Origin of the sequence: Nocardia sp. CDC159, from assembly GCF_023740735.1 — a bacterium.
In the GTDB taxonomy this organism is placed as follows: domain Bacteria; phylum Actinomycetota; class Actinomycetes; order Mycobacteriales; family Mycobacteriaceae; genus Nocardia; species Nocardia pulmonis.
Genome location: NZ_JAMRXH010000016.1, coordinates 118,252 through 143,528 on the forward strand (window position 1 = coordinate 118,252; position 25,277 = coordinate 143,528).

The following is a 25,277-nucleotide window of genomic DNA, read 5'->3' on the forward strand; positions in this document are numbered from 1 at the left end:
ATGGCAATTCAGTGAACACGGCTAACGATTGCGCGGCCGGTCCCGCGGATGTGTTGAATCGGGCACTATTGTGGTCCCTGAGCATGGAGAATGCGGGCGGCGTCGGCGTGACGTCGCAGGAGTCTTCTTCGGGTACCGTTGGTCTTGTTGCTGAAGTGACAAGAGTGAAGAGTGGGCGACATGGATGTGTGGGGATCCCGCCGCTTTCGCGTTCGGGGCGCAGTGGCAGTCGGGGCGACGGCTGCCCTGGCGATCGCGATGGGATCTTGTGGTTTTCACGACAAGCCCAGCGACCCCCAGGCCATCGTCGAGCGCTTCACCGAGCTGCTGGACGACAAGGACGCGACCGCGGCGGCACAATTGACCTCGTACCCCAGCGGGGCCGAGGCGACACTGCAGCAGATTTTCGGCGGGCTCAATCCCGGCAAACCCGATTACGACGTGGTGCAGTACATCGGCCTGGATGCCAATTCGGCCATGTTCAACCTGAAGGCGGACTGGAACTTCGGGCCCGGCCGGGATTGGACCTACGATCTGCAGGGCACGATTCGCAAGCTGGCCATCGGCTGGCGAATCTCCTGGGAGCCGTCGGTGGTGATGCCGCAGCTGGACTACAAGCGGACGGTCAAGCTGGTGAAGACCGACGCCACGCCGTCGCCGAAGGTCAACGACAATGCGGGCGCGCCGCTGATGACCGAGCAGATCATCAACGTCATCAAGATCGATCCGGCCAAGACGTCCGATCCGATCGCCACCACCAACGCCCTCGCCGACGCGATTGCGCCGGTGGCGCCTTTGATCACCGGGTCCGCGCTGATGCAGCAGCTGGGGGCCTCGCAGGGTAAGCCGATCGTCGCGGTGAATCTGCGCGAGGACGACTTCGCCATTCTGGAACCGCGGATGGCCCCGATTCCGGGCGTGGTGATGGAGAAGCAGCCGCAGCTGATCGCGGCGGATCGCCGGGTGTGGTCGCCGCTGCTGGACGCCTTCCGCAAGGTGTGGCAGGAGAATCGGGATCAGCACGCGGGCTGGGGTGTGCAGCTGTTCGAGCCGGACGGGCGGCTGGTCACCCAGCTCGCCGGGCAGCAGGGCCCGCCGGGGCCGGATATCGCCTCCACGATGGATCAGCGGCTGCAGCGCGCGGTCGAGGACGCCGTGGTCAGCGCGGGCACCGCCGCCTCGATCGTGGCGATTCAGCCCTCCACCGGAGCGGTGGTCGCCGCCGCGCAGAACACCTACGCCAGCGCACACGGTGCGGTGGCCTTCACCGGCGCCTATCCCACCGGTGGCATGAACGAGCTGTTCCGGTCGGTGGCCGCGGTCGTGAAGAAGAAGGCCCCCCAGGACGTTTCGACCCAGGACATGGCCGAGGCGGCCGCGATGCTCGGTGTCGGCATCGGCTTCAAGGTGCCCGGCCTGGACGAGACCACCGGCCGGTTACCGATCGGCGGCCGCGGGGTCGAACAGGTCCGCCAGGGCAGCAACGATCCGATTCTGGCCAGCCCGTTCGGCATGGCGATCGCCGCGGCGACGGTCGCCCGCGGTGCGCTGGCCCCGCCGATGATCGAGATCGGCCGTCCGGCCACCACGGAGGCGGAACTGTCCCCGCTGCCCGGTGAGGTCGTCGACCGCCTGCGCGGCATGCTCCGCGACGGGGCCAACGGTCCGGAGCTGGCCAGCCTGCGCCGCTACGCCGACGTCGGCGCGTTCGCCGCGACCGCCGGTTCGGCGGGCTGGTTGATCGGCACGATGGGCGATCTGGCCTTCGCCATCCACATCGACGACGTCGATTCCGGCGATGCCACCGCCCGCATGGCCGCCCGCATGCTGCAGGCGCTGGCCACGCCGGACGACAAGTGACGGCTCAGCCCAGGGCCTTCCACGCCAGCCGCCAACCCAGCAGAAAGAACGCGAGCACCGATCCGGCGACCAGCACGAAGCTCGGTGCGATGCCCTGACCGCTGAGCACCCGCAGCGCCATGCCGCCGATCAGCGTGCTCAGCCAGATGACCACCCCCGTCGGCCACAGTCGGCGGCCGTCGAAACGCTTGATCGCGCTGGCCCATTCGTTGCCCGCGAACAGCCACAGTCCCAGGGCCCAGCCGATGAGTAGTCCCGTGCCGAAGGGCCAGAGCGTGCGTAACAGGCCGGCCGCGATCGCCTCGTGGTGGCTGCGCCGGCCGATCGCGCAGAAGACGATCACCAGCAGGGCGTCGAGCACGAACGGCACCAGTCTCTTCACGCGGACAGGGTAATCGGGCCGGACCCGCGGGCGGGTCACCCGGTCTGCGAGTCGCCGCGGCGGGAATCGTTCTCGCTCACCAGCCGTCGCTCGGCCAGAAGTTCCGAGCGCCGCTCGAACTCCCGCTCGAACTCGGCATCCTCGGCCTGCGGCTTGCGGAACAGGAAGGCGAAGACGATCCAGCCGACGATCGCCACCAGGATCAGGCTGACCAGCCGATAGACGAATGCGGCCGAAACCGCCTGGGCGAAGGGCAGACCCGCCGCGGCCGAGAGGCTGGCCACCAGCGTCAGTTCCACGTAGACCAGGCCGCCGGGGGCGAGCGGAATCGTCCCGACGGCCTTGCCCACGCTGAACGCGATCATCACCCCGGCCAGCCGCGGGTCACCGCCGACGGCGTAGCAGGCCGCGGCCAGACACGCCACATCCCCGAACCGGTGCATCATCGCCCACAGTCCGACCAGCGCGCCGTCGCGGCGGCCCAGATCCACCGACTCCAGCTGCCGCAGCATGTCGGCGAGGGTATCGATACCGTCGTCGGGCCGATGGCCGCGAATCCGATTGACCAGGTGCAGGATCCGCCGCGCCAGCGCCCGCACCGAACCGGGGTGGCGGGAGATGTGGTTGCCCGCCCAGACCAGGGCGATCACCCCGCCCAGCGGCAGCAGCAGCTTCCACGGCCCGATCCGATCGCCGACCAGGACCGCGCCGCCCACACCGAGCAGCACCATGCCCGCCGCGGCCACCACCCCGGACATCGCCAGCTGCCAGGAGGCCAGCATCGGACTCGACCCCCAGCGCCGGGTCTGGCGATAGGTGAAGGCCGTGGAGAACACCTGGCCCGCGGGCAGTGTCACCGACATCGCGGTCGCGCCGTAGACCACCGCGACCGATTTGCGTTGGCTGACATCGACGCCGCCGGCGTGCAGCAGTTGTTTCTGAATGCGACCGAATCCGCTCATCGACACCGCCTGCATCACGATGCAGGCCGCGACCCAGCCCCAATGGATTTCGGTGAGACTTCGCCATGAATCGTGCAAACGGGGCCATAGATATATGCCCTCGGCGATCAGCAAAGCCGATACGGCCAGGCCGAGAACCCATTTCACCCAGCGAAACCGTCCCCGGCCACTCGGCTGCGCAGGCGACGGGGAGCCGCCGGCTGGTTCACCATCGGCCGTCACGACGTCAGCCTAACAGCGCCGAAGTCTCTTTCGGCCAGGCCAGTTTCGTCTTGCGGCGCCGTCCGCGCAGCTGGACCTCGTCGCCCGAATCCCAGAATTGCTGTTCGAACCCGTCGGCGAAATACAGTGCGCTGCCCGAGGCCAGCACCCGGCCGGGATGCTCCTTGGCGAGTTCGGTGAGCCGCGACGCCTCGTTGACCGGATCGCCGATCACCGTGTATTCGAAACGATTGGCGGCGCCGATATTTCCGGCCACGGCCAGGCCAGCCGAAACTCCGATTCCGATATCCAGGCCCGGGACCTCGCGCAATGCCTCGCGCAGCTCGCGCGCGGCCGCCAGCGCCGCGGTCGGGGCGTCCGGACGGTCCAGCGGAGCACCGAAGATGGCCAGTGCCGCGTCGCCGACGAATTTGTTGATCAGGCCGCTGTGCCGGTCCACCACATCCACCACGATGCGGAAGAACTCGTTGAGCAGGCTCACCACCTCGGTCGGCGGGCGTTCGGCCGCGGTGGCGGTGGAACCGACCATATCGACGAACAACACCGCCACGAACCGGGTCTCGCCGCCCAGCTCGGTGCCGTACTCCAGGGCGCGGCGGGCGACCTCCTCGCCCACGTGCTGACCGAACAGCTCCTGCAGTTCGCGCCGCTGCGCGGCCTCCTCCATCATCCGGTTGAAACCGACCTGCAGCAGCCCGATCTCACTGCCGTCGAACACCTCCACCTGCACATCGCGCGCGCCCTCCTGCACCCGGTCGATGGCCCGCGACAGCTGGCGCACCGGATCGGAGATGCTGGAGCCGGTCAGCATCGACAGCGCCAGCGCCTGCAGGATGACCACGCCGCACAGCAGCAGGATCGACACCGCCAGCGAGCGCGCCGAGAACTGCACCTGCGAGGTGATCTGGGTGACGCACAGCAGCACGATCGCGATGGTCGGCGCGAAGGTGCCCATACCCCAGGTCATCGCCATCCGGGTGCCGACGCCGGGGGTGAGGGTGTGGTCGAAGGTGCCGGTCTGCAGCGCGTGCGCGGCGACCGGCCGCAGAATCCGCTCACCCAGCATGTAGGTGAAGCCGAACACGATGGTGGCGGCCATACATTCGGTGACGATGACAGCCCCGGCCAGCTGCGGGGTGTCGGCGATGATGGACCAGGCCAGCACCGCGCCGCCGACCAGCCACAGCGCCAGATGCACGATGGCCTGCCGCAGCGGGGCGTGCAGGGCGGCCATCTGCTCCTGTCGGCTCGGCGGACCGCCGCGCATCTGCCAGCGCATCACCGGGCGCAGCATGAGCGCCGATGCGGTCAGGCTCAGCGCGCCGCCGACGAAGAAGACCAGCGCGGGCACCAGCAGGCCGGTGCGACGGATGCCGTTGGGGCTGCCCTCGGGCGCGGGCAGGCCGTATTGAATGAAGGCGTACACCAGGATCGCACCGAAGGCGTTGGCCGCCAGCATCGATGCGAGGTATAGCGGCCAGCGCGTTCGCATGGTCTGTTTGACCGCTTCCAAGGGCGCTGACACGATCACCAATCTAGCGGCACGGCCTGGTGGACACGTGCCCGCGGCGGCCACGCCGGTTAGGCTCGCGGCGTGGACGACGGCACGGGTACCCAGCAAGAGCGCAGCTCGCGCGCGGCCCGCTCGCGGCGATCGCCGGCGGATGCGGTGCATCCCCTGGTGCGCGAGGCCGCCGAATGGTGCTGGCGGCTGTTGCTCATCCTGGCCGCCGTGCTGGCCGTGGCCTATCTGGCGCACAAGCTCACCACCGTCGTCATCCCGCTGGCCATCGGGCTGCTCGCGGCGGCGCTGCTGTCGCCGCTGGTGGATTGGATGCAGCGGGTGGGCCTGCCGCGCGGGCTCGGGGTGTTCGTGGCGCTGGTCGGCTCGCTCGGACTGGTCGCCGGGATCTTCACCTTCGTGATCGAACAGGCCGTCGTCGGTGTGCCGCAGCTGACCGACGAATTCAAGACCAGCATCCATCAGATTCAGGATTGGCTGATCAACGGGCCGCTGCATCTGAGCAACGATCAGATCCGCGACGCGGGCAACCAGCTCATCAAGGCCATCGAGTCGAATCAGGACGCGCTCACCAGCGGCGCGCTGACCACGGCGGCGGCGATCGGGGAGTTCTTCACCGGCGCGTTCCTGACGCTGTTCATTCTCATCTTCTTCCTCTACGGCGGCGATCACATCTGGGAGTTCCTCACCCGGATCGTTCCGACCGCGCAGCGCGAGCGGGTCCGCACGGCCGGGCGGCTGGGCTTCGGGACGCTGATCGGATTCGTGCGGGGCACGGTGATGGTGGCCGCGGTCGACGCCATCGGCATCGGCGCGGGGCTGGCGATTCTCAATGTGCCGCTGGCGCTGCCGCTGGCCTCGCTCGTGTTCATCGGCGCGTTCATCCCGATCGTCGGTTCGGTGCTGGCCGGATCGATCGCGGTCTTCCTGGCGCTGATGACCAAGGGCTGGGTGACGGCGCTGATCGTGCTCGGTATCACCATCGCGGTCATGCAGGTGGAAGGCCATGTGCTGCAACCGCTCGTGCTGGGGCGGGCGGTGGACATCCATCCGCTGGCGGTGGTGCTTGCGATCACGACCGGTGTGGTGCTCGCCGGAATTCCGGGCGGTCTGCTGGCGGTGCCGTTCGTGGCGGTGCTCAACACCGCGATCCGGTCGCTGCTGGCCGACAATCCGGAGGAGATCTATCAGGAGCTCAATACCGGGAACGACGAACCGATGTATCACGCCGAACCGGACGAGCCGACCCCCGGCCGCTACGACCCGCCCGGTCCCGCGCGGATATCGGAGCCCGACTAGTCCTCCCGGATCAGGGATTGCCCTGATGTGCGCGGCCCGCCGCGTCGGTAGCCTCGATCGCATGGGCGAGACGGTTTCCGCCTCCGCGCCGGGCACGCAGCCGACCGGGGGCGCGGTGGGCGATCGGGATCTGCGGGTGTCGGATGCCGAGCGCGAACATGTGGGGACGCTGCTGCAGCGCGCGGTCGGGCTGGGCATGCTGTCGCTGGGTGAGTTCACCGAGCGAATGGATACCGCGCTGGCGGCCAAGACGCGCGGTGAGCTGAACGCGGTGCTGGTCGATCTGCCCGGGATCCGCCTGGCGGGACAGCCGAGTTCGACGCCGCCCCCGCGGCAGTTCGCGCCGCGACCTTCGGGGACGCCCGTCGCGACGAGCAATGTCATCCGCGCCCGGCTGTCGGGGGTGACCCGCAAGGGCCCGTGGCAGGTGCCGCCCACGCTGTATCTGAACAACTACCTGTCCGGAGTGACGCTCGACTTCACCCAGGCCGTGATGAGCACGCAGGTCGTGGAGTTGCGGCTCGACGATTTCTGCAGCTCGCTGACCCTGATCGTGCCCGCCGAGGCGACGGTCGACCTCAACGGCGTGGAATTGATCGGCTCCAGCGCCAACAACAAGGTGCGCACCGGACCGCCGATCGGTCCCCTGCACCTGGTGGTGCACGGGCGGACTCGCTTCGGCTCGGTCACCGCCAAGCATCCGTTCGGGGTGCAGTGGCGGCGCGTGATGTCAGGCTTCTGATCGAACCGCCGCGGCCGCCGCCCGGTAACCTCACGATCATGGCGCAGGGTGTGGTTGAACCGGAGCCGCGACTACATGCCGGGCGCGGCGAGCCGCTGCTGCTGGTGCACGGCCTGTTGCTCACCTGGCAGTCGTGGGGCGCGGTCGCGGACGAATTGGCAAGTGACTACGAGGTTCTGGCGCCCACCCTGCCCGGCCACTGGGGCGGCCCACCGGCCCGCCGCCCCGCGACCATCGACTACCTGGCCGATTTCCTGGAGTCGCTACTCGACGAATTCGGGTGGCCCACAGCGCATCTGGCGGGTAATTCGCTGGGCGGCTGGCTGGCCCTGGAACTGGCCGCCCGCGGCCGCGCCCGCTCGGTGACGGCCATCGCTCCCGGTGGCATGTGGAACTCCGATCCGCGCGCGGCCCGCCGCCTCATTCGCAAATACCGCGCCTTCGCCCCGGTGATCGGCATCGGCGCGGGCAGCAGCGTCCACCCCATGGTCCGCAGCCTGGTCACCCCCCTGCTGGCCCACCGTCCTGCCCTGGTCCCGCACCGCCTCGCCACCGCCGCCGCCTTGGCCCCCGCCCACTGCACCATCGTCGACGACCTGGCCGAAGACCCCACCCTCCCAACCGGTTTCACCCGCTTCCCCGACATCACGACCCCCATCACCATCCTCTTCCCCGCCCAGGACCGCCTCCTCCCACCCCGAGACCACAGCCACCTCCCCACCCACCCCATCCTGCACTCCCGCACCCTCCCCGACGTAGGCCACGTCCCCATGCTCGAGGCCCCCACCCTGATAACCACCGAAATCCGAGCCACCACAGCCCGTTCCGCCCCGGCGGCCACTCCATGAGCGCTACTCGGTCTCCTTCGGGACGGATCGTGGGATCGGCAGGTTATCGGAACTAGTTCTGATATCGATCAGTCGCGGTTCTGCCGGCGGAGGAGTTCGTTGACGCTGACCGTGCGGCCGGAGGCGCCGGTGTGTTTGCCGTCTTCGGGGTCGGGGGTGTCGGGGCGGCGGCGGGAGGAGCGTAGGTCCGACATCCACTTTTCGATGCTGCTGCGGGTGGTGGGGTTCGGGTCGGGGGTGGGCTCGGATGCGGGTGGGTCGGCCGGGGTGCCGGGGTCGATGGGGTCGGGCTGCTGGTAGGCCTGGGCGCGGCTGGCGGGGTGCGGGGGGACCGGGGGCAGCGTCGGTTGCGGGGGAAGGATGCGGGGGGTGGTGCCGACGGGGGCGGTGGGGGCCGCGGGGTCGGCGGGCTGGTCGGGGGGGATCAGGCGCGGGGGCGCGGCCGGGCGCGAGATCTGGGGGGTGGAGATGGTGGGCAGCTGCGGGGGTGTCTGCGGCTGCGGGGAATCCGCCTGCGGCGCGGGCGCAATGGGCGGGATCGAGTCGGCCGCGGTCGAATCCGGCTGCGGCGGAACGGGAATCACCAGGGAGGAACCCGCCGCGGGCGGTGGGGGCTCGGACTCGGCCGCGGTGGCGGGGGGCGTCTTGCCCAGTCGTTCGGTGGGCGCCTCGCTGTCCACATTGCGAACCAGCCTGGCGCGCTTGGGTTTGCGGGCGGGTTTGGCGGGGGTGCCGTCGGGCAGCATGGGGATCTGCATGGTGACCGGATCGGTGACGGGCGTGGTCTTGACCAGGTCGACCACCTCGTTGCCGCCGGGCATCTCGGCGTGCAGGACCGGCTCGCCGAGGCCGACCTTCTGCTGGATGCGCTTCATCCAGGCGGGGGCCCACCAGCAGTCGTCGCCGAGCAGCTTCATGGTGGCGGGCACCAGCAGCATGCGCAGCACCGTGGCATCGATGAGCAGCGCCGAGACCATGCCGTAGGCGATGTACTGCATCATCACCAGATCGGAGAACGCGAACGCGCCGGTGACCACGAGCAGGATCAGCGCGGCCGCGGTGATGATGCGGCCGGTCTGGGCGGTGCCGATGCGCACCGCCTCGGTGGTGGACGCGCCCTGCGAGCGGGCCTCCACCATGCGCGAGAGCAGGAACACCTCGTAGTCGACCGACAGGCCGTAGACGATGGCCATGATCAGCACCAGCACCGGCGACATGATCGGCTGCGGCGTGAAGTTCAGCAGCCCGGCACCGTGCCCGTCGACGAAGATCCAGGTCAGGATGCCCAGCGTCGAACCGAGACCGAGCGCGCTCATCAGCGCGGCCTTGATCGGCAGCACGAGCGAGCCGAAGGTCAGGAACATCAGCAGCGTCGTCGCGAGCACGACCAGCGCGATCATCAGCGGCATCCGCTGCATGAGGGTATCGATGCTGTCCTTCTGCATCACCGGCTGGCCGCCGATGTACACCCGCACGCTGTCGGGGACGTCCATCGAGCGCAGATAGTCGACGGTCTCGTCGGGATGATCGGGATCCTTGAGCTGGGTGGTGGTCTTCCAGACGTCGGAGCCCTTGGGCGGGAAGCCCGGGGTCGCGAAGTTCTGCAGCAGTCCGGGCGCCTTGTTCGCCTGCTTGATGACCGCACCGACGGCATTGGTGTCGGCGCCGACGACCACCAGCTGGATCGTCTCGGTCCGATAGGCGGGGAACAGCCGGTCGAACTCCTCCTGCGCCAGCCGGGTCGAATTGTCCGGCGGCAGATAGCTTTCGCTGATGCCGCCGAACTTCAGATTCTTCACCGGAATGATCAGCAGCAGCAGAATGATGCACAGCGGAATCGCGACCTTCAGCGGATGCTTCATCACCCACTGGGTGCTGCGACCCCAGAATCCGTTCTCCACCTCTTCGGCGGTCTTGGTCTTGCGCATCCACTTCAGGCCCAGCATGTCCACGCGCTTGCCCAGGATGCTGAGGATGGCCGGGAGGATCGTGATCGACGACACCGCCGCCAGCAGCACCGTCGCGATCGTGCCGTAGGCCAGCGACTTCAGGAAGCCCTGCGGAAACAGCAGCATGCCCGCGCTGGCCGCGATGATCATGACGGCCGAGAAGGTGACCGTCCGCCCGGCGGTAACGACTGTGCGGCGCACGGCCGCGCGGGTGTCGTAGCCCTCCGCCATCTCCTCCCGGAAACGGCTCACGATGAACAGGCCGTAGTCGATGGCCAGGCCGAGGCCGATCATCGACACCACCGCGCCGACGAACGAGTTCACCTCGGTGAATTCGGTGATGGCCCGCACGATGCCGTTGGCGCCCAGGATCGTCAGGCCGCCGACGATCAGCGGCAGCGCCGCCGCGACGATGCCGCCGAAGATGAAGAACAGCAGCACGCCGACGGCCGGAATGGCCAGGACCTCCATGCGCTTCTGGTCGGCGGCGATGGTGTCCTGTAGCGTGCCCGCGACCGCCTGCATACCCGCGACCTGAACGTCCACCCCGGGAATCTCGAAGGCGTCCTTCACATCCCGGAAGTTGTTCATGGTCGTGGTGTCGTCGTCGCCCTTGACCGCGACCGATGCGAAGGCGACCTTCTTGTCCTGCGTAGCGAGGATCGAGGACGTCTTCGTATTCGGATTGTTCAGCCGCCAGTACGCGGCGTTGACCCCGCCGACCTGATCCGGATGGAGCTGCGGCAGGTTGTTGAGCGAATCGACGATCTTCGCGCTGAATTCGGGATCGTCGACGGTCTTCCCGTCCGGAGCGGTGTACAGCAGCAGGACGTCACCGGTGTGATCACGCCCGTACGCCTCGTCCACCAGCCGAGCCGCCACCGACGACTCGGCATCCGGATCGAACCACCCGCTGGAGCTGAGATGTTTCTCCACCCCGAACCCGTAACCGCCCAATCCGAGCAGCGCGGCGACCACCGCGCCGAGTACGGCGAAGCGGAACTTGAAAACCAGGTCGCCCCAGCGGGTGAACACTAAGCGACTCCTTGAGCGGGGCGGGAGGTGAGCAGGGCCGACAGCGGCCGGAAGGGCTGCAGCCAGGCTCCCTCTTCGGGCAGCGAGTCGAGGCTGACCCGGGGCAGCGGTTCGCGGAACACGCCCGGGATATCCTCGAGATCGATGAACTCGAGGATATCGGACGTCACCGCCCAGCTCGCATGCTCACGGAATCCCAGCACCTGCACCGGAATTCCGCTCGCCGCGAGCTCCTCGAGCGGCTCGCGGAAGGCCTGGCCGTCGGCGGAGGCGACCATGATGCCCGCCAAACCCGCACCGCGCCGCCGTAATTCGATATGCGCCAGCATGTCGCTGTCGACGTCGGAGTCCTCGTCGATCTTGGGCTTGGCGAAGACCGCGTAGCCGACGTTGCGCAGCGCCTCGACCCACGGTCGGACCACATCGGCGGTGCCGGGGGCGATATTGGTGAAGACGGTCGCCTCGGCCTCCACCCGGTGCACGCTGCCGACCGACAGTTCGGCCGTGCGCGCCAGCAGCCAGCGGCCGAGCGCGTCGAAGCGGGGTCGATACGCGGCCGTGGGTCTGCCGCCGAGGATCGCGCCCAAGCCCATATCGAGATTGGGCGCGTCCCACACCAGCAGCACCCGGCGCACATCGCTGCCGGGCGGTAGCGCCGCCACGGCTCCCGGGCCCTCCGAGGCGGTGCCGTGCATTATTTCGGCAACATCCATGACCTCGTGGGCCATCTCGCTCACGCTCATAATGTGATCTTCCCCCAGATGAGCTCCGTAATGGCGCTACCGGCCCGATGCGCCTTACCTTCGAACTTCGTGACGGGCCGATCGAAGCCGATCGGAGCTTGGGCGCGGAAGGCCTCCGGATCGCCCCCGGTCGCCTCGTTCATGCCGATGAGCTGCGGCTCTCCCGCACCGACCTCGGCGATGTGCTCGGCGTATCCGGCATGATCGGTCGCCACGTGCAACACGCCGCCGGGCCGCAGGCGGCTGGCGATCAACGCCATCGTCGCAGGCTGCAGCAGTCGCCGCTTGTGGTGGCGCGCCTTCGGCCACGGGTCCGGGAAGAACACTCGGACGCCGGTCAGCGAATCCTTGGCAATCATGTGCTCGAGGACGTCGACGGCATCGCCGCGCAGCAGCCGGATGTTCTCGATGCCCTCGCGCTCGATGCGCTGCACCAGCTGGGCCAGGCCCGGCTGGTAGACCTCGATGCCGATCAGATCGAACTGCGGCTCGGCGAGTGCCATGGCCGCGGTCGCGGTGCCGGTGCCGCAGCCGATCTCGACGATCAGCGGGGCCTCGCGGCCGAACCACGCCGTGGTGTCGAGCAACTCGTCGCCGACCTCGCGGCCGATCCGGGGCCACGTCCGGTCCCAGGCCTGCTGCTGGGTCGGGGTGAGCGCGCCCCGGCGGGACCGGAAGCTGGTCACTCGGGGGTACAGCCGGGATCCGGTGGCGGTGGACCGCCCGGCGACCGGCTCGACGGTTTCGACGCGCCGTCCACCGGATCCTCCGTGGTCACGCAGGCTGCCGCCTACGGATCCCTCGCTCCCGGCGGTGTGGTTCGCGGCGTCGTTCACGGCTCCATTGTCCAGGATCGTTTGATCAGCGCAGCAATCGACCGCGCCGTTCGGGGTGGTTCGGGCTCAGGCGGCGAGGGTGCGGGCCGGGCGCAACCGCGGCTCGGACTCCTGCCGCAGCGGCCGCCCGAGGACGACTCGTGTTGCGGTGCCGATCATTTCGAGCAGTCCGCGCAGGCTCTCCAGGGTGGCGGCGACCGACCACACGGTTCGCGTCGTGGTGTCGGTCACTGGCCGCCCGGCGATCCGGTCGGCCAGCCAGTCCAGACTCAGCGGGGTGCTCAGCGGCAGCAGGGTGAAGTGGTCGCTGCAGCGGTCGCGGAGATAGACGACCGTCGCACCCGCGCGGCGATACCGATCGACCTGCCCGTCGATGCCCTCGATGTGGATGATCTTGTCGTGCACCGGCTGCACCACCAGGATCGGGCAGCGCGGCGCGCTGCCGCCCAGGCGCATGTCGTCGAACATCGCCCGCAGCCCGGGTTCGTCGAGGATCTCGTCGAGCGGCCGGCTCATATGGTCGTCCACATTCTGGAAGGCCAGCCGCAGCAGCGCGACGAGCGGGGTGAGCCGGGCGGCCTGTTCGACCAGCCGCAGCCCGCGGTCGGTGAGGTCCTCGTCGAGCACCTTGCCCAGCGCCGGATACACATGCCGCAGCGCCGCGATCACGATCGCCGGAAATCCGGCGTAGCGCCCGCCGTTGAGCCGCAGGAAGACCTGGCCGGGATCGCCGACGGGCGCACCCAGCACCGCGCCGGTGATATCGAGTTCGGGCGCGTAGGACGGGGCCATCTCCACCAGCCACGAACTGGCCATGCCGCCACCGGAATAGCCCCACACCGCGACCGGGGCATCGGCGGCCAGGCCCAGCGGTTCGAAGCGCAGCGCCGCGCGGATGCCGTCGAGCGAGCGGTAGCCGGGCTCGCGTGGCGCGCCGAAGTTGCCGCTGGGTCCCTCGTGATCGGCGATGCTCACCGCCCAGCCGCGCCGCAGCGCGACGGCGACCAGCAGCCACTCCAATTGGGTGATGGAACCGGGTGCGAACGCGCCCGCGCGCAGGGCATAGGAGGGCGCGCAGCGCTCGGAGACGGCATCGATGGCCGACTGGAAGGCCAGCAGCGGCCGCCGCGCGCTCGGATCGGCGTCGGCGGGCAGCAGCACCGTGGTGATCGCGGCCTCGGGGCGGCCGTGCAGATCGTTGCTGCGATACAGCAGCTGCCACGCCGAGACCCGCTGCGGTATCAGGCCCAGCAGCGCCACCCGTACCGGGCGGCTGCGCAGCACGGTGCCGGGGGCGTGCGCCGCCAGGTCGGCCGGGGGCCGCAGGAATGGATCACGCGACGGCAGCAGCGGCCGGGCCGCGCCGATCTCCTCGATGACGTCGCCGATGACGCTCATCGCAACCTCCTCATATCCCCGCCCACGGCATACGGATTCCGGTCGTGATCCGGGGACCGCACCGCCGGGGCCGCGCATCGGCGGTGCGCCGATCGACCCAGGGTAGGCGATCGGACAGCTGTGCGAAAAGCGTGCCCATTTCGAATTGTGCTGTCCCACAGCGCAAGCCATGACACGTATGGATGGATTCCCCAGGGCCGCCGCGATACTCGGCAAGACTATGTGATCGAGGACACAGTCAATCGGCCCGCCGCGCCGACGAGCGCCGCCCCGGTCTGACAGAATTTTCGGCCGGAAGGGGGTGTCACCTGTGTCGACAGGGACCATGTCGGCCGGACCGGTCGGCGCGTCCGGCGGGCGCACGCCCGGACTGGACCGGCTGCTCGCCGAGCTGCGCTCCGGTGATCCCGGGGTGGCCGAGGCGACGGCGGCGGCGATCGACGCGTGGCGGCGGCCGGTGCGCATCCAGGTCACCGGCCGGGCGCGGGCTGGTAAGAGCACGCTGCTGCACGCCCTGGCGCTGATCGCGGCGGAGGAGACCGCACCGGTGGACGAGCCGGGCCGGGCCGATCCGGTGCTCGACGGGGATCTGGTGGTGTATGTGCTGGCCGCCGTGCTGCAGCCCGCCGACCGCCGGGTCCTGACCGCACTGCCGGCGGACCGGACGCTGGTCGTATTGAACAAGGCCGATGCCATCGGGTCGCGCTGGTCCGATGCCGTCGCCGCGGCCGAGCGCTATGCCCGCGAGCTCGGGCTGCCGGTGCTGCCGGTGGTGGCCACGCTGGCCGCGCACGCCCGTGCGCACACCCCGGCCGAGGACGATCTGCGGACGCTGCGTCGGCATGTGCATCGCACCGATCCGGCATTCACCCTGTCGCCGGAGCTGTTCGCCGCCGCGGCGGCCGGACCCGATGTCGCGGATCGGCAGGCGCTGCTGGATCGCTGGGGCCTCTACGGCGTCGCATGTGCGCTGACCGCGCTGCGCCACGACCCGGAGCTGGGGCCGCGCCCGCTGCTGCAGCTGCTGCACGCCGCCGGTGGCATCGAGCCGGTGCACGCGCTGGTGCACGCCCGCTACGAGCAGATCGTCGCCCGGCGCGGCGGCGAACTGCTCGACGAGCTCACCCGGCTGGCCGCCCGCGTGATCCCGGACACCGGCGCACGCGCCCGCGAGGTGATCGAGGACTATCTGACCGGGGACGAGGCGCTGTGGCTGGGAGTGCGATCCGGGCTGGCCTGCCCGCGACTGCGCCACCTCGCGGACGGTCGGCCGGTGCGTCCCGCGGACGCCGACGACGCCCTGGCCCGCGCCGAACGCTGGCGCGCGGTCGTATCGAGCGATATGCCCGCGGTCGCCCGCCGGGCCGCGCTGCGCGTGCACAACGGCTACGTGCGGCTGTGGGAACGGATGAGCAGTGCCGGACTCTGACCTGCCATCCGAACTGCCACCGGAGCTCGCGGCCGTCGTCGCCCGCTGGAATCCGCAGGGCAGCGCGCTGTTGCGGGCGGTTCCGGCCGATCCGGGGGCGCGGGCGGAAACCGATGCGGCGGTCGTCGTCTTCGGACCCGACGACGCCGGTACCGCGCTGCTGCGCGCCGAACTGGCCCGGCTCCAGCCGCAGCTCCCGCTCGCCGGTCCGATCGTCGATCCGACCACCCTGCGGGTGCCGCCCGCCGTGGCGCTGATTCTGCTGGACGCCGGTGCCACCGTGGGTGCGGCCACCCTGGACCTGATCCAGCGTCTGCACACGAACGAATCTCGGATCGTCTTCGCGCTGAACGGCTTTCACGCCTACGCCGACTGGCGCGAGGTCGTCGAGCGGGACCGCGCACTGCTGGCCCGGGTGCTGGGCGGCGAACCGGAGATCGTGCCCGCCTCCGCCCCGATGGCCGCGGCCGCGCGCGGTTCCGGCGACGGGGCGCTGTTCGACCGCGCGGGCGTGGCCGCGCTGCACGCCCGGCTCACCGCCGCGATCGGGGCGCCGGGCGGTCGGGTCGATTACGCCGACGTCGTGGCGCAAGTGCTCGCCGAGACCAGGCGACGCATTCTCGACCAGGCCGAGCAGCTGACGTCCGGTGCGGCCCTGCGGCAGCTGCGCGAGGAGCGGGCCACGCTGCTGGCCGACCGCGACGGCGGCCGCGCCCAGGCGATGGCGACGCTGCGCAACCGCCTGCATCTGGCCCGCATGGATCTGCTGCACGAGGTCGGCGCGCGGGTGCGGACATTGAATACGACGGCCCGTGCCGATCTGGACCGGCTCGGCCGCCGGGAGGCCCGCGCCTTTCCCGAACGCCTGCGGCATGCGGTGAGCGAGCTGACCGCCGAACTCGATGTGGTGGTGGGCCGTCGGCTGGCCGAGCTGACCCGCCAGATCGCGGCCGTCATCGGCCCGGCACCCGCGGTCCCCGTGCCGCGCACCGATCCCCCGCCGCCGATCGGCCCGGATCCGGAGCCGCGCCACCGCGGGGCCGAGGATCATCTGATGATCGCTTTGGGCGCCTCGGGCGGCTTCGGCCTGGGGCGACTCGTCGTCGCGCCGCTGTCGCTGGTGCCCGCGCTGGACTATGCGACCGTCCCGGTCGCGCTGCTGCTGGGCGGCGGTGTGGCCTACTGGGTGGTGCGGGTGCGCGGCCATCTGGCCGACCGGGCCCATCTGCGCCAATGGGTCAACGACGCCCTGGTCAATGCGAAGGCACAGCTCGAGCAGCGGGTGGCGACCGCGCTCGTCGAGGCCGAATCGGAACTGACCGACCAGGTGGTCCGCGCGAGCACCGCCCGGGTGGTGGCGGCCGATCGCCGCATCGCCGATCTCGAGGCACAATTGCGCCAATTGCAATCCCAGCAACCCGCTCAATTGGCCGCCTGCAACCGCGACCTGGCCATTCTCGACGCCCACTGACACAATCGGGGGCTTGACCGGGGTAGGTTTCGACCGAATACCGAGTGAGCAACCCCATTCCGTACCGGCCGTCACATCGCGTTAACCTCTTTACACAGGAACCTGGGCGTCCGCTTCGTCCTTGTACGTCGTCCAGCCAGGGCGTGCTCATCGCAAGCCGAGCGGGTACCCATCGCCAACGGTGGCTCTCCGGCGTCGCGAGCTGCCGGAAGCCGCCCCACTCAGGAGAGTTTTCATGACCTCAGCGACCATTCCTGGTCTTCACGGATCCGATGGCACCGCACCGACTGAGCACGCAGGGCTGCTCGCCTGGGTACAGGAGGTCGCAGAACTCACCCAGCCGGATCGGGTGGTCTGGGCGGACGGTTCCGATGAGGAGTGGGACCGGCTGACCGAGCAGCTGGTCGCGGCCGGTACGTTCAAGCGGCTCAATCCGTCCAAGAAGCCCAACTCCTTTCTGGCGCTGTCGGATCCCTCCGATGTGGCCCGCGTGGAATCGCGCACCTACATCTGCTCCCGCACCGAGGCCGACGCGGGCCCGACCAACAACTGGGTCGCCCCGGACGAGATGCGCAAGACCATGACCGAGCTGTACCGCGGCTCGATGAAGGGCCGCACCCTGTATGTGGTCCCGTTCTGCATGGGTCCGCTGGGCGCCGAGGATCCGAAGCTGGGCGTGGAGCTGACCGATTCCGAGTACGTGGTCGTGTCGATGCGCGTGATGACCCGGATGGGCAAGGCCGCGCTGGAGAAGCTCGGCAAGGACAAGCCGTTCGTCAAGTGTCTGCACTCGGTCGGCGCGCCGCTCGAGCCGGGCCAGGCCGATGTGCCGTGGCCGTGCAACGACACCAAGTACATCACCCACTTCCCCGAGGACCGCGAGATCTGGAGCTACGGCTCGGGTTACGGCGGCAACGCGCTGCTGGGCAAGAAGTGTTACTCGCTGCGCATCGCCTCGGCCATGGCCCACGACGAGGGCTGGCTGGCCGAGCACATGCTGATCCTCAAGCTGATCTCCCCGGAGAACAAGAACTACTACATCGCGGCCGCGTTCCCGAGTGCCTGCGGCAAGACCAATCTCGCGATGATCCAGCCGACCGTGCCGGGCTGGCGCGCGGAAACCCTGGGCGACGACATCGCCTGGATGCGCTTCGGCAAGGACGGCCGTCTGTACGCGGTGAATCCGGAATTCGGCTTCTTCGGCGTCGCGCCGGGCACCAACCGCAAGTCCAATCCGAATGCCATGGCCACCATCGAGGCGGGCAACACCGTCTTCACCAACGTCGCGCTGACCGACAACAACGACGTCTGGTGGGAGGGCCTGGAGGGCGAGCCCGATCACCTGATCGACTGGAAGGGCAACGACTGGTACCTGCGGGAGACCGAAACCCTTGCCGCCCACCCCAACTCGCGCTACTGCACGCCGATGTCGCAGTGCCCGACGCTGGCGCCGGAGTGGGACGATCCGCAGGGCGTGCCGATCTCGGCGATCCTGTTCGGCGGCCGCCGCAAGACGACCGTGCCGCTGGTGACCGAATCCTTCGACTGGCAGCACGGCGTGTTCATGGGCGCGACGCTGTCCTCGGAGCAGACCGCCGCGGCCGAGGGCAAGGTCGGCACCGTGCGCCGCGATCCGATGGCCATGCTGCCGTTCATGGGCTACCACGTCGGCGACTACCTGGGTCACTGGATCAACCTGGGCAAGAACGCCGATGCCGCGAAGCTGCCGAAGATCTACTACGTCAACTGGTTCCGCCGCGGCGCCGACGGCCGCTTCCTGTGGCCCGGCTTCGGTGAGAACTCGCGCGTGCTGGAGTGGATCATCAACCGCATCGAGGGCAAGGCCGAGGCCGAGCCGACCGTGATCGGCAATGTGCCCACGGCCGCGCATCTGGATCTGGACAACCTCGAGGTGGATCCCGCGGACGTCGACGAGGCGCTGAAGGTCGACGTAGAGGAGTGGCGCAAGGAGATTCCGCTCATCGAGGAGTGGTTCGAGTTCATCGGCGACAAGCTGCCCTCGGGCGTGCGCGACGAGTTCGAATCCCTCAAGCAGCGCCTCGGATAGGGGTTCGAGGAAATTCGACGACCGCCCGCACCGCGTCCCCACGCAGTGCGGGCGGTCGTTTATTCTGTGCCCTATTCTGGGTGTTCTAGATCTCATGACTGACCAGTTCGTATAGCAGGTAGTTGGCCATTCGAGTGAACTGATTGCCACGCCGTTGCTCGCGGATTCTCGGCCCATCCGCGACCGGTCGGGCCGAACGTGTGAGAGATGGGTGGTTGGGATGACCGATCTGCAGTTCGACGCACCCGTTGTGCCCGAGGGACCCGAGGCGGGTGCCAGCACCCCGCTCCACCGCGCGGCGTGCCGATTGCAGGCGGTGCTCCCACCCGGCTGGGCGGTCGACATCGTCGATCCGCCGCTGCGCTCGGGGCGAGCGGGGCAGGCCATCCTGCGCGTGCGGATGCCGGAAAACTGACGCATCGGACAATTGGGCTAATTCACAGCAGTTCGACTGCGCGAAATCCTACCTGCCGGTTCGCTTTTCGCAGAACGCACTATTGCGTTCTGCGCCAAGGCGGAGCATGCTTGTAGCAATCTGCTTTGCCCGCTCGATTTTTCAAATGCAAGCGCAGGGGAGTCCGAGTCATGGCGGTGCAAGTGGTCGGCCGGTCCTTGATGACCAGCGATCAGACCCCACATCAGGCGAGATGTGTCGGCATGGGCGGCTGGGTGGTGTCCTTCCTGCCCGGCCGCACGCTGACGCTCGAGCAGGCCGCGGCCGCCCTCCAGGCCGCCGAGGCGGTTGCTGCGGTGCGCCAGCTGGCCGATCGAGTGGGTCTCACCCCGCTCGAGACGGTCGGTCTGGCGATGCAGGAGCCGCCATGGAGCGAACAGCCCGCGCACACCGGCCGCCGGTCCTGGCGGCGTGGACGGCTCGAGCGCTAGCCCCTCACTGCTTGGCGACCACCACGACCAGGTTGCTGACCAGCAGCTCGCGGATGCCCGGCACGCGCACCAGCCACCAGGCCCAGCGGGGGTGATAACGGGGGAAGGCCGCCAGCACCCGCCCGCGCGATCCGAGGCGATTCGCCCAGCGCAGCCCATCCGCCGCCGTGACCACGAACAGCGATCTGCCGAACCGGTTCTTCGGCTCCCGCCCATGCCTGCGGCGATAGCGCCGCGCCGCGTATTCGCCGCCCAGATAGTGCCACGGTCCCGTCTCATGGCCGCCGAACGGACCCAGCCACACGGTGTAGGAGAACACCATCAGCCCACCGGGTTTCGTCACCCGCAGCATCTCCTCGGCCATCCGCCACGGATGCGGCACATGTTCGGCCACATTGGAAGAGATACAGATGTCCACCGCGTCGTCGCGGAATGGCAGCGCCATACCGGAGCCGCGCACCGAGCCGGGCACCCGCAGCCCGGCGGCATGCATCTCGCTCGGATCGGGTTCGACCGGAATGTAGCGCGCGCCCGCCTCGGCGAACCGGTCGGCGAAATAGCCCGGCCCACCGCCCACATCGAGCACGGTGGCGCCGCTCAGCCCGCGGCCGGTGAGGTCGCGATGGAAATCGGCGACCAGATCCACGGTGTCGGCGGCGATGCCGCCGTAGAACAGCCCCGGATCGGTCTGCTCGAACCGGAAGCTACCCAGCAGCCGCAGCGATCGGCGCAGTGTGGCCCGGCGCGCGAAGGTCGTTTCCGGTAGGAGTTGGAGCACGGCGAATGAGTCTCGCACAGCCGCTCGCCGGGACGGTCTTGACCCAAGCTGTAGGGTGGACGCACTTGTCCCTAGATCATCTGGAGTTGTGCCGTGTCCGAGCCCGGCAGAGTGCGTGAGGTGCTGTTGCTCTGCTGGCGCGACACCGGTCATCCGCAGGGTGGCGGGAGCGAACGCTATCTGGAACAGGTCGGCGCACAGCTGGCCGCGCGCGGGATCAGGGTGACCCTGCGGACCGCGCGCTACCCCGGGGCGGCCCGGTCCGAATTCGCCGACGGCATTCGAATCAGCCGCGCGGGCGGCCGATACACCGTGTACCCCCGGGCCCTGGCCGCGATCGCGCTCGGCCGGATGGGGCTGGGACCGCTGCGCGGGCTGCGCCCCGATGCCGTGATCGACACTCAGAACGGCATTCCGTTCTTCGCCCGCGTCGCCACTCGCGCGCCCGCGATCGTGCTGGTCCATCATGGGCACCGCGAGCAGTGGCCGGTGGCCGGTCGGCTGATCGGGCGGATCGGCTGGTGGATCGAATCGCGGCTGTCGCCGCGGGTGCATCGGCGCAATCAGTATCTGACGGTGTCACTGCCGTCGGCGGAGGAACTGGCCACGCTCGGGGTGGACCGCTCGCGAATCGCGGTGGTGCGCAACGGCGCCGAACCCGTACCCGCGGCGGCGCCGACCGGCGCCGAGCAGACCCGCACCGCCCATCCGAGCATCGTGGTGCTGTCGCGGCTGGTACCGCACAAGCAGATCGAGGACGCGCTCGCCGTGCTGGCCGGGCTGCGCGACCGGGTGCCGGGCCTGCGTCTGGATGTGATCGGCGACGGCTGGTGGGCCGACAATCTGAAAGCCCGTGCCCGCGAACTGGATATCGATGCCGCGGTCACCTTCCACGGTCATGTCGACGAATGTCGCAAGCACGAACTGCTCGCCCGCGCCTGGGTGCACGTGCTGCCGTCCCGCAAGGAGGGCTGGGGGCTGGCGGTGATCGAGGCCGCCCAGCACGGTGTTCCGACCGTCGGCTATCGCAGTTCGCGCGGGCTGACCGATTCCATCGTGGACGGCGTGACCGGCATGCTGGTCGACGATGCCGGCCAGCTGACCGCGGCCGTCGGCGAACTGCTCACCGATGCGCAGGAGCGAGCCGTGATGGGGGAGAAGGCCCGCGCCCGGGCCCGCGAATTCTCCTGGGAGCAGACGGCCAACGGGGTCTACGAGGTGCTGGCCGCCGTCGGGCGCGGCGAATTCGTCTCCGGTCTGGTCAGCGGGCGCGCGGTCACCGATCGAGTGGCGTGAGGTCGGCGGGCGGCTCGAAGATGCGCGGCGTCGCCACGAAGACGCAGAACGGGTGGCCCGCGGGGTCGGCGAAGACGTAGAGCGGTTCGATCGGGTCGTCGAAGCGATCGTGCAGCAGGGTGGCGCCCAGCGCCACGGCGCGATCGCGCTGGGCGGTCAGCTCCGCCGGTGTGGGGACGATCAGGTCGAGGTGGATCTGCTGGGGGACTTCGGGTTCGGGCCAGGTGGCGCGGGGCAGTTCGGGAACTCGCTGGAAGGCCAGCCGGGACCCGCCCGCCGGATTGATGAGCACCAGCCAGTCCGGATCGTCGGATTCGTTGCCGGTCGGCGGCTCGTCGCCGGGCCGGTACTGGTAACCCAGCAGGCGGCGGTAGAACTCGGCCAGACCGCGGGTGTCGGTGGTGTCGAGGACGGTCGAGAGGAGCGTCGGATGTGACGTGGCCATGCGGCCATCATGTCGCGGACTCCCGCACCGGGGGAACCGTTTTCACCCGGCCACCGGCCAGCCACAGCAGCGGCCCGCCGAGCAGCAGCAGCGCCCAGAGCAGATGCGCGGCGATGGCCAGGCGGCGATGGCCGGGGCCCGCGGCCGTGCGGACATCGGCCGGTTCGGGCACCCGGTACAGCGCGAGATCGCCGTCGAGATACTGGGAATCCAACTGGGCCAGGGTCTTGTCGGAGTTTCCCAGCGGGCCGGGGGTATTGCGCTCGACCAGCACCCAGCCCACGCCGCGTGCCGCGAGCTCACCGGGCGCACCGCCGCGCAACAGAATTCGCTCCACCTCGCGGGCACGGGTGCCCTCCCCCGCGACGACGCGTCCGCGCACGGGAAGTTCGCCGGTCTGCAGCACATCGCGGGGCAGCATGCGGGGCGCGGGATCGAGGACCGGAACGCGGCCGCTGTAGGGAAATTTGCGGAACATGCCCGCGGGCAGCGCGGCCACCTCGCCCGGTCCGTCGATCGCCACGGCGACCCGCTGCCAGCCGGGCGGATAGTGCACCGGCCGCAGCGCGCCGCCGACACCCCAGGCCAGATCGGGCAGGGTGATCAGCGGCAGGGCGATGAAAGTCGTTGCGGCCAAGGGCAATGCGTCGACCCCGGCGGCCCGCCTCCCGATCGCGGCCGCCACCGCCCGGCATCCGGCCGCCGCGCACAGCGTATAGGCCGGCACGGCCAGGGCGACGTACTTCTGCGTATCGCGCAACAGCCCCGCCCCCGGAATCCGCGCCACCAGCCACTCGCCGAACTGCAGGCCCCAGCCGGTCGCGCCCAGTGCGGGCAGCGCCACGGCGACGACCGCGACGACCAACAGGGTGCGTCGCGTCCGCCGAGTCGCCGGATCGCCCGCCGCGACCACCCGCCGCACGCCGGTCAGCACGATCGCTATCAGCGCGATCGTTGCGGCGAGGGCGAAAACCGTGGTCCGCGAACCCGGTACGGCATCCCCGTTCCAGATCCCGCCGAGTCCGGCCAGACTGCCCAGCGTGCCCAGCCCGGGTTCGGCCCGCGCCGCGAACGCGGTCACCCCCGCCGGATCGGAGGGCCCCGCCCCACCCGCCGACAGTGCGGTCGCGACCAACCAGGGCGCACAGGCGGCGAGCCACAGGGCGAGCGCGCCGACGAGGCCCCGCCGTCCGATCGTCGCCAGCGTCACCAGCCCCGCCAGCAGCGCACCCGTCGGGGTGAGGCCCGCGATCGCCAGCCAGCCCGCCAAGGCCGCCCAGGCGCGGATCGGCCGGGCGCCGGACAGCCCGTGCGACAGGCGAATTCGCCGCGCGGCCGAGATTGCCCAGGGCAGGGCGGCGTACCCGGTCAGCAGGCTCCAATGGCCCTGCAGCAGGCGTTCGGCCACATAGGGATTCCAGATCGCCAGGGTCGCCGCGACCAGCTGCGGACCCAGCGAGACCCGCAGCAGCCGACGGGCCAGCACGGCCGCACCCCAACCGGCCGCCCACAGCGCACCCACCAGGATCGCCTTCACCGCGAATCCGCCGTCGATCACCGTGGACACCGCTGCCAGCAGGCCGTCCTGCGGTACCGCGCGCGGGGCGGCGTCGCCCAGGCCCAGGGCGGTGTCGGTCGGATAGGACCGCGGTGTGCTCACCGCGTCGCGCAGCAGCAGATAGCCGGGCCCGAGCAGGGGGCCGACCACGAGCAGTGCCAGCGCCAGGCTCCAGACGACCGGTACGACCCGGCAGCGCGGCCCGCCGTCTTCCCGATCTTCCGCAGTCACGCTCAGCCACCCTACGTGCCGGACCGGGTGAGGTGGCAGCATGACGGGGTGCCTGCCTTACGTCGTCAACCCGTGGTCGCGGATCTGACCCTGGTGACGGCGGGGGCCATGACCGCCAATGTGGCCGGATACCTGCTGCAACTGTTGGCCGGGCGCTGGCTGGGGGTCGCCGGGTACAGCGAATTCGCGAGTCTGCTGGCGGTGCAGCTGCTGTGCGCGGTGCCCGCGCTGGCCCTGCAGAACGTGGTGGCCCGCGAGGTGGTCCGGGGTGCGCCGGTCGCGCGGGCGCGCGCGCTCGGCCTCCGTTGCGCCGCGATCGTGGGGGTGGTCGCGGTCGTACTGATTCCGGCGGTGACCGCGGTGCTGCAGGTGAGCATCGCCGCCGCCGCGGGTGCGCTGCTGGCCGCACCGGTCCTGGTGCTGCTGTCCGCCGAACAGGGAATTCTGCAGGGCACCCATCGCTTCCGTGCCCTCGCGACGGTCCTCGGCGGCGCGGGTATCGCCCGCGTCACCCCCGCCCTGACCGCCCTCGCACTCGGCGCCGGCGCCGCCCCCGCCCTCTGGTCCGCCGCCGCGGGCCTCCTCCTCGCCGCCACCATCGCCCGCACAGCCGCACCCCTTCCCGTGCCTCGCACCGACTCCGGCCGCCCGCAAGGGGTGCGAAGCGCGGGAAAGGGTGCGGCCGAACCGGATACGGCCGGGGTTGTGGCGGTGCTGCGGGCGGCGCAGGTGCAGGCGGCGCTGATGGCGCTGTCGTCGATGGATCTGATCGTCGCGCGGATCGTGCTCGACGAGGTGGACGCGAGCCGATACGCGCTGGGGGCCATCGCGACCAAGATCGCGTTCTGGCTGCCGCAGGCCGTGGGGGTGGTGCTGTATCCACGGATGGCGCAACCGCAGCATTCGGCGCGCGCGGTGCGCGACGCGCTCGGGGTGCTGTCGGCGGTGGGGGTCGTCGCGGTGGCGGGGGCGGCGCTGTTCGCCCCGCTGGCCCCGCTGTTCGCCGGGCGCGACTACGCCCCGATCGAGGGACTGCTGTGGCTGTTCGCCCTCGACGGCGCGCTGCTGGCCCTGCTGCAGGGTGCGCTGCTGTCGGCCATCGCGGTGGACCGCACCGCGCCCGCCGTGGTGATCTGGCTGGGCCTGGCGCTCGAGGTCGCGCTCGCGCTCACGATCATCGATTCGCTGCCGGGGCTCATCTGCCTCGCGACCATCGTCGCGGCCGTGGTCACCGCGATCATCATCGCCCTGGTCGTATTCGCGGTGCGTCGGCCCGCGATCGGGCCCGCCCCGGAGGCGCGGCGCTAGCGCGGCGGCG

Annotated in this window: 21 protein-coding genes; 11 read left to right on the forward strand and 10 right to left on the reverse strand. The window is 70.0% G+C overall.

The features are described from left to right. Positions 1 to 222 precede the first annotated feature (222 nt). On the forward strand, positions 223 to 1,860 hold the full coding sequence (locus tag NDR87_RS29020) for an NTF2-like N-terminal transpeptidase domain-containing protein (protein ID WP_251916630.1): 1,638 nt from the start codon (positions 223 to 225) through the stop codon (positions 1,858 to 1,860). 4 nt (positions 1,861 to 1,864) lie between these two features. Here the strand turns inward: NDR87_RS29020 and NDR87_RS29025 are convergent, their stop codons facing one another. From NDR87_RS29025 to NDR87_RS29035, 3 genes are read right to left on the reverse strand one after another with little or no spacing between them, the layout of a single operon-like run. Beyond that, on the reverse strand, positions 1,865 to 2,242 hold the full coding sequence (locus NDR87_RS29025) for a DUF3054 domain-containing protein (protein ID WP_251916627.1): 378 nt from the start codon (positions 2,240 to 2,242) through the stop codon (positions 1,865 to 1,867). A 35-nt stretch (positions 2,243 to 2,277) separates the two neighbouring features. Then, positions 2,278 to 3,426 carry a YbhN family protein gene (locus NDR87_RS29030; RefSeq protein ID WP_251916625.1) on the reverse strand — a complete coding sequence of 383 codons (1,149 nt, stop codon included), beginning with the start codon at positions 3,424 to 3,426 and terminating at the stop codon, positions 2,278 to 2,280. 4 nt (positions 3,427 to 3,430) lie between these two features. After that, on the reverse strand, positions 3,431 to 4,918 hold the full coding sequence (locus NDR87_RS29035; protein ID WP_251916871.1) for an adenylate/guanylate cyclase domain-containing protein: 1,488 nt from the start codon (positions 4,916 to 4,918) through the stop codon (positions 3,431 to 3,433). 177 nt (positions 4,919 to 5,095) lie between these two features. On the opposite strand from NDR87_RS29035, the gene NDR87_RS29040 reads away from it, so the two are divergent. The 3 genes from NDR87_RS29040 to NDR87_RS29050 all read left to right on the forward strand — a co-directional run bounded on the left by NDR87_RS29040 (position 5,096) and on the right by NDR87_RS29050 (position 7,837). Continuing rightward, positions 5,096 to 6,247, forward strand: coding sequence for an AI-2E family transporter (locus NDR87_RS29040; RefSeq protein ID WP_251916868.1), 1,152 nt, complete (start codon positions 5,096 to 5,098; stop codon positions 6,245 to 6,247). A gap of 115 nt (positions 6,248 to 6,362) precedes the next feature. Beyond that, positions 6,363 to 6,989 (forward strand): DUF1707 domain-containing protein, encoded by a 627-nt coding sequence (locus NDR87_RS29045; RefSeq protein ID WP_251916866.1) that lies wholly within the window; start codon positions 6,363 to 6,365, stop codon positions 6,987 to 6,989. A 38-nt stretch (positions 6,990 to 7,027) separates the two neighbouring features. Next, a complete protein-coding gene (locus tag NDR87_RS29050) occupies positions 7,028 to 7,837 on the forward strand; it encodes an alpha/beta fold hydrolase (protein WP_251916623.1) in 810 nt (269 codons plus the stop codon). A gap of 68 nt (positions 7,838 to 7,905) precedes the next feature. Here NDR87_RS29050 and NDR87_RS29055 read toward each other — a convergent pair whose 3' ends face one another. Genes NDR87_RS29055 through NDR87_RS29070 form a run of 4 tightly spaced genes read right to left on the reverse strand, consistent with a single transcriptional unit; the run spans position 7,906 to position 13,798 of the window. After that, complete coding sequence (locus NDR87_RS29055; protein ID WP_251916621.1) at positions 7,906 to 10,821, reverse strand: MMPL family transporter; 2,916 nt, start codon at positions 10,819 to 10,821, stop codon at positions 7,906 to 7,908. Then, positions 10,821 to 11,564 carry an NYN domain-containing protein gene (locus tag NDR87_RS29060; RefSeq protein WP_251916619.1) on the reverse strand — a complete coding sequence of 248 codons (744 nt, stop codon included), beginning with the start codon at positions 11,562 to 11,564 and terminating at the stop codon, positions 10,821 to 10,823. The genes NDR87_RS29055 and NDR87_RS29060 overlap by 1 nt, the downstream gene beginning before the upstream one ends. Then, positions 11,561 to 12,418 (reverse strand): tRNA (guanosine(46)-N7)-methyltransferase TrmB, encoded by an 858-nt coding sequence (gene trmB, locus NDR87_RS29065; RefSeq protein ID WP_372494324.1) that lies wholly within the window; start codon positions 12,416 to 12,418, stop codon positions 11,561 to 11,563. Before trmB ends, NDR87_RS29060 begins: the two co-directional genes overlap by 4 nt. 48 nt (positions 12,419 to 12,466) lie before the next feature. Continuing rightward, positions 12,467 to 13,798 (reverse strand): lipase family protein, encoded by a 1,332-nt coding sequence (locus tag NDR87_RS29070; RefSeq protein WP_251916617.1) that lies wholly within the window; start codon positions 13,796 to 13,798, stop codon positions 12,467 to 12,469. A gap of 310 nt (positions 13,799 to 14,108) precedes the next feature. Here NDR87_RS29070 and NDR87_RS29075 point away from each other — a divergent pair, with 310 nt between their 5' ends. The 5 genes from NDR87_RS29075 (at position 14,109) to NDR87_RS29095 (ending at position 19,651) form a co-directional block, all read left to right on the forward strand. After that, on the forward strand, positions 14,109 to 15,227 hold the full coding sequence (locus NDR87_RS29075) for a hypothetical protein (protein WP_251916615.1): 1,119 nt from the start codon (positions 14,109 to 14,111) through the stop codon (positions 15,225 to 15,227). Then, on the forward strand, positions 15,214 to 16,698 hold the full coding sequence (locus NDR87_RS29080; protein ID WP_251916613.1) for a hypothetical protein: 1,485 nt from the start codon (positions 15,214 to 15,216) through the stop codon (positions 16,696 to 16,698). The genes NDR87_RS29075 and NDR87_RS29080 overlap by 14 nt, the downstream gene beginning before the upstream one ends. A gap of 235 nt (positions 16,699 to 16,933) precedes the next feature. Next, positions 16,934 to 18,766 (forward strand): phosphoenolpyruvate carboxykinase (GTP), encoded by a 1,833-nt coding sequence (locus NDR87_RS29085; protein WP_251916611.1) that lies wholly within the window; start codon positions 16,934 to 16,936, stop codon positions 18,764 to 18,766. Between the two features lie 220 nt (positions 18,767 to 18,986). After that, positions 18,987 to 19,181, forward strand: a complete 195-nt coding sequence (locus tag NDR87_RS29090) for a hypothetical protein (protein WP_251916609.1) — start codon at positions 18,987 to 18,989, stop codon at positions 19,179 to 19,181. A 170-nt stretch (positions 19,182 to 19,351) separates the two neighbouring features. After that, the gene (locus tag NDR87_RS29095) at positions 19,352 to 19,651 is read left to right on the forward strand and encodes a hypothetical protein (protein ID WP_251916607.1); all 300 of its coding nucleotides are present in this window, start codon (positions 19,352 to 19,354) and stop codon (positions 19,649 to 19,651) included. Between the two features lie 4 nt (positions 19,652 to 19,655). Here NDR87_RS29095 and NDR87_RS29100 read toward each other — a convergent pair whose 3' ends face one another. Beyond that, positions 19,656 to 20,447 carry a class I SAM-dependent methyltransferase gene (locus tag NDR87_RS29100; protein WP_251916605.1) on the reverse strand — a complete coding sequence of 264 codons (792 nt, stop codon included), beginning with the start codon at positions 20,445 to 20,447 and terminating at the stop codon, positions 19,656 to 19,658. Positions 20,448 to 20,540: 93 nt separating this feature from the next. Between NDR87_RS29100 and NDR87_RS29105 the strand changes: the two genes are divergently transcribed. Next, positions 20,541 to 21,725 (forward strand): glycosyltransferase family 4 protein, encoded by a 1,185-nt coding sequence (locus NDR87_RS29105; protein ID WP_251916864.1) that lies wholly within the window; start codon positions 20,541 to 20,543, stop codon positions 21,723 to 21,725. Here the strand turns inward: NDR87_RS29105 and NDR87_RS29110 are convergent. After that, positions 21,706 to 22,170, reverse strand: coding sequence for a VOC family protein (locus NDR87_RS29110; RefSeq protein WP_251916603.1), 465 nt, complete (start codon positions 22,168 to 22,170; stop codon positions 21,706 to 21,708). The two genes, NDR87_RS29105 and NDR87_RS29110, sit on opposite strands and share 20 nt — an antisense overlap. A 7-nt stretch (positions 22,171 to 22,177) precedes the next feature. Next, on the reverse strand, positions 22,178 to 24,001 hold the full coding sequence (locus NDR87_RS29115) for a hypothetical protein (RefSeq protein WP_372494319.1): 1,824 nt from the start codon (positions 23,999 to 24,001) through the stop codon (positions 22,178 to 22,180). Between the two features lie 6 nt (positions 24,002 to 24,007). Between NDR87_RS29115 and NDR87_RS37455 the strand changes: the two genes are divergently transcribed. Continuing rightward, positions 24,008 to 25,267 (forward strand): polysaccharide biosynthesis protein, encoded by a 1,260-nt coding sequence (locus NDR87_RS37455; protein WP_308212163.1) that lies wholly within the window; start codon positions 24,008 to 24,010, stop codon positions 25,265 to 25,267. The last annotated feature ends 10 nt before the right edge of the window (positions 25,268 to 25,277 follow it).

Excerpts from the sequence above, each read along its gene's own strand:
- NDR87_RS29035 (WP_251916871.1), bottom strand. The coding sequence starts at position 4,918 with ATGCGAACGCGCTGGCCGCTATACCTCGCATCGATGCTGGCGGCCAAC.
- NDR87_RS29050 (WP_251916623.1), top strand. The coding sequence starts at position 7,028 with ATGGCGCAGGGTGTGGTTGAACCGGAGCCGCGACTACATGCCGGGCGC.
- NDR87_RS29060 (WP_251916619.1), bottom strand. The coding sequence starts at position 11,564 with ATGAGCGTGAGCGAGATGGCCCACGAGGTCATGGATGTTGCCGAAATA.
- NDR87_RS29070 (WP_251916617.1), bottom strand. The coding sequence starts at position 13,798 with ATGAGCGTCATCGGCGACGTCATCGAGGAGATCGGCGCGGCCCGGCCG.
- NDR87_RS29085 (WP_251916611.1), top strand. The coding sequence starts at position 16,934 with ATGACCTCAGCGACCATTCCTGGTCTTCACGGATCCGATGGCACCGCA.
- NDR87_RS29090 (WP_251916609.1), top strand. The coding sequence starts at position 18,987 with ATGACCGATCTGCAGTTCGACGCACCCGTTGTGCCCGAGGGACCCGAG.
- NDR87_RS29095 (WP_251916607.1), top strand. The coding sequence starts at position 19,352 with ATGGCGGTGCAAGTGGTCGGCCGGTCCTTGATGACCAGCGATCAGACC.
- NDR87_RS29110 (WP_251916603.1), bottom strand. The coding sequence starts at position 22,170 with ATGGCCACGTCACATCCGACGCTCCTCTCGACCGTCCTCGACACCACC.
- NDR87_RS29115 (WP_372494319.1), bottom strand. The coding sequence starts at position 24,001 with ATGCTGCCACCTCACCCGGTCCGGCACGTAGGGTGGCTGAGCGTGACT.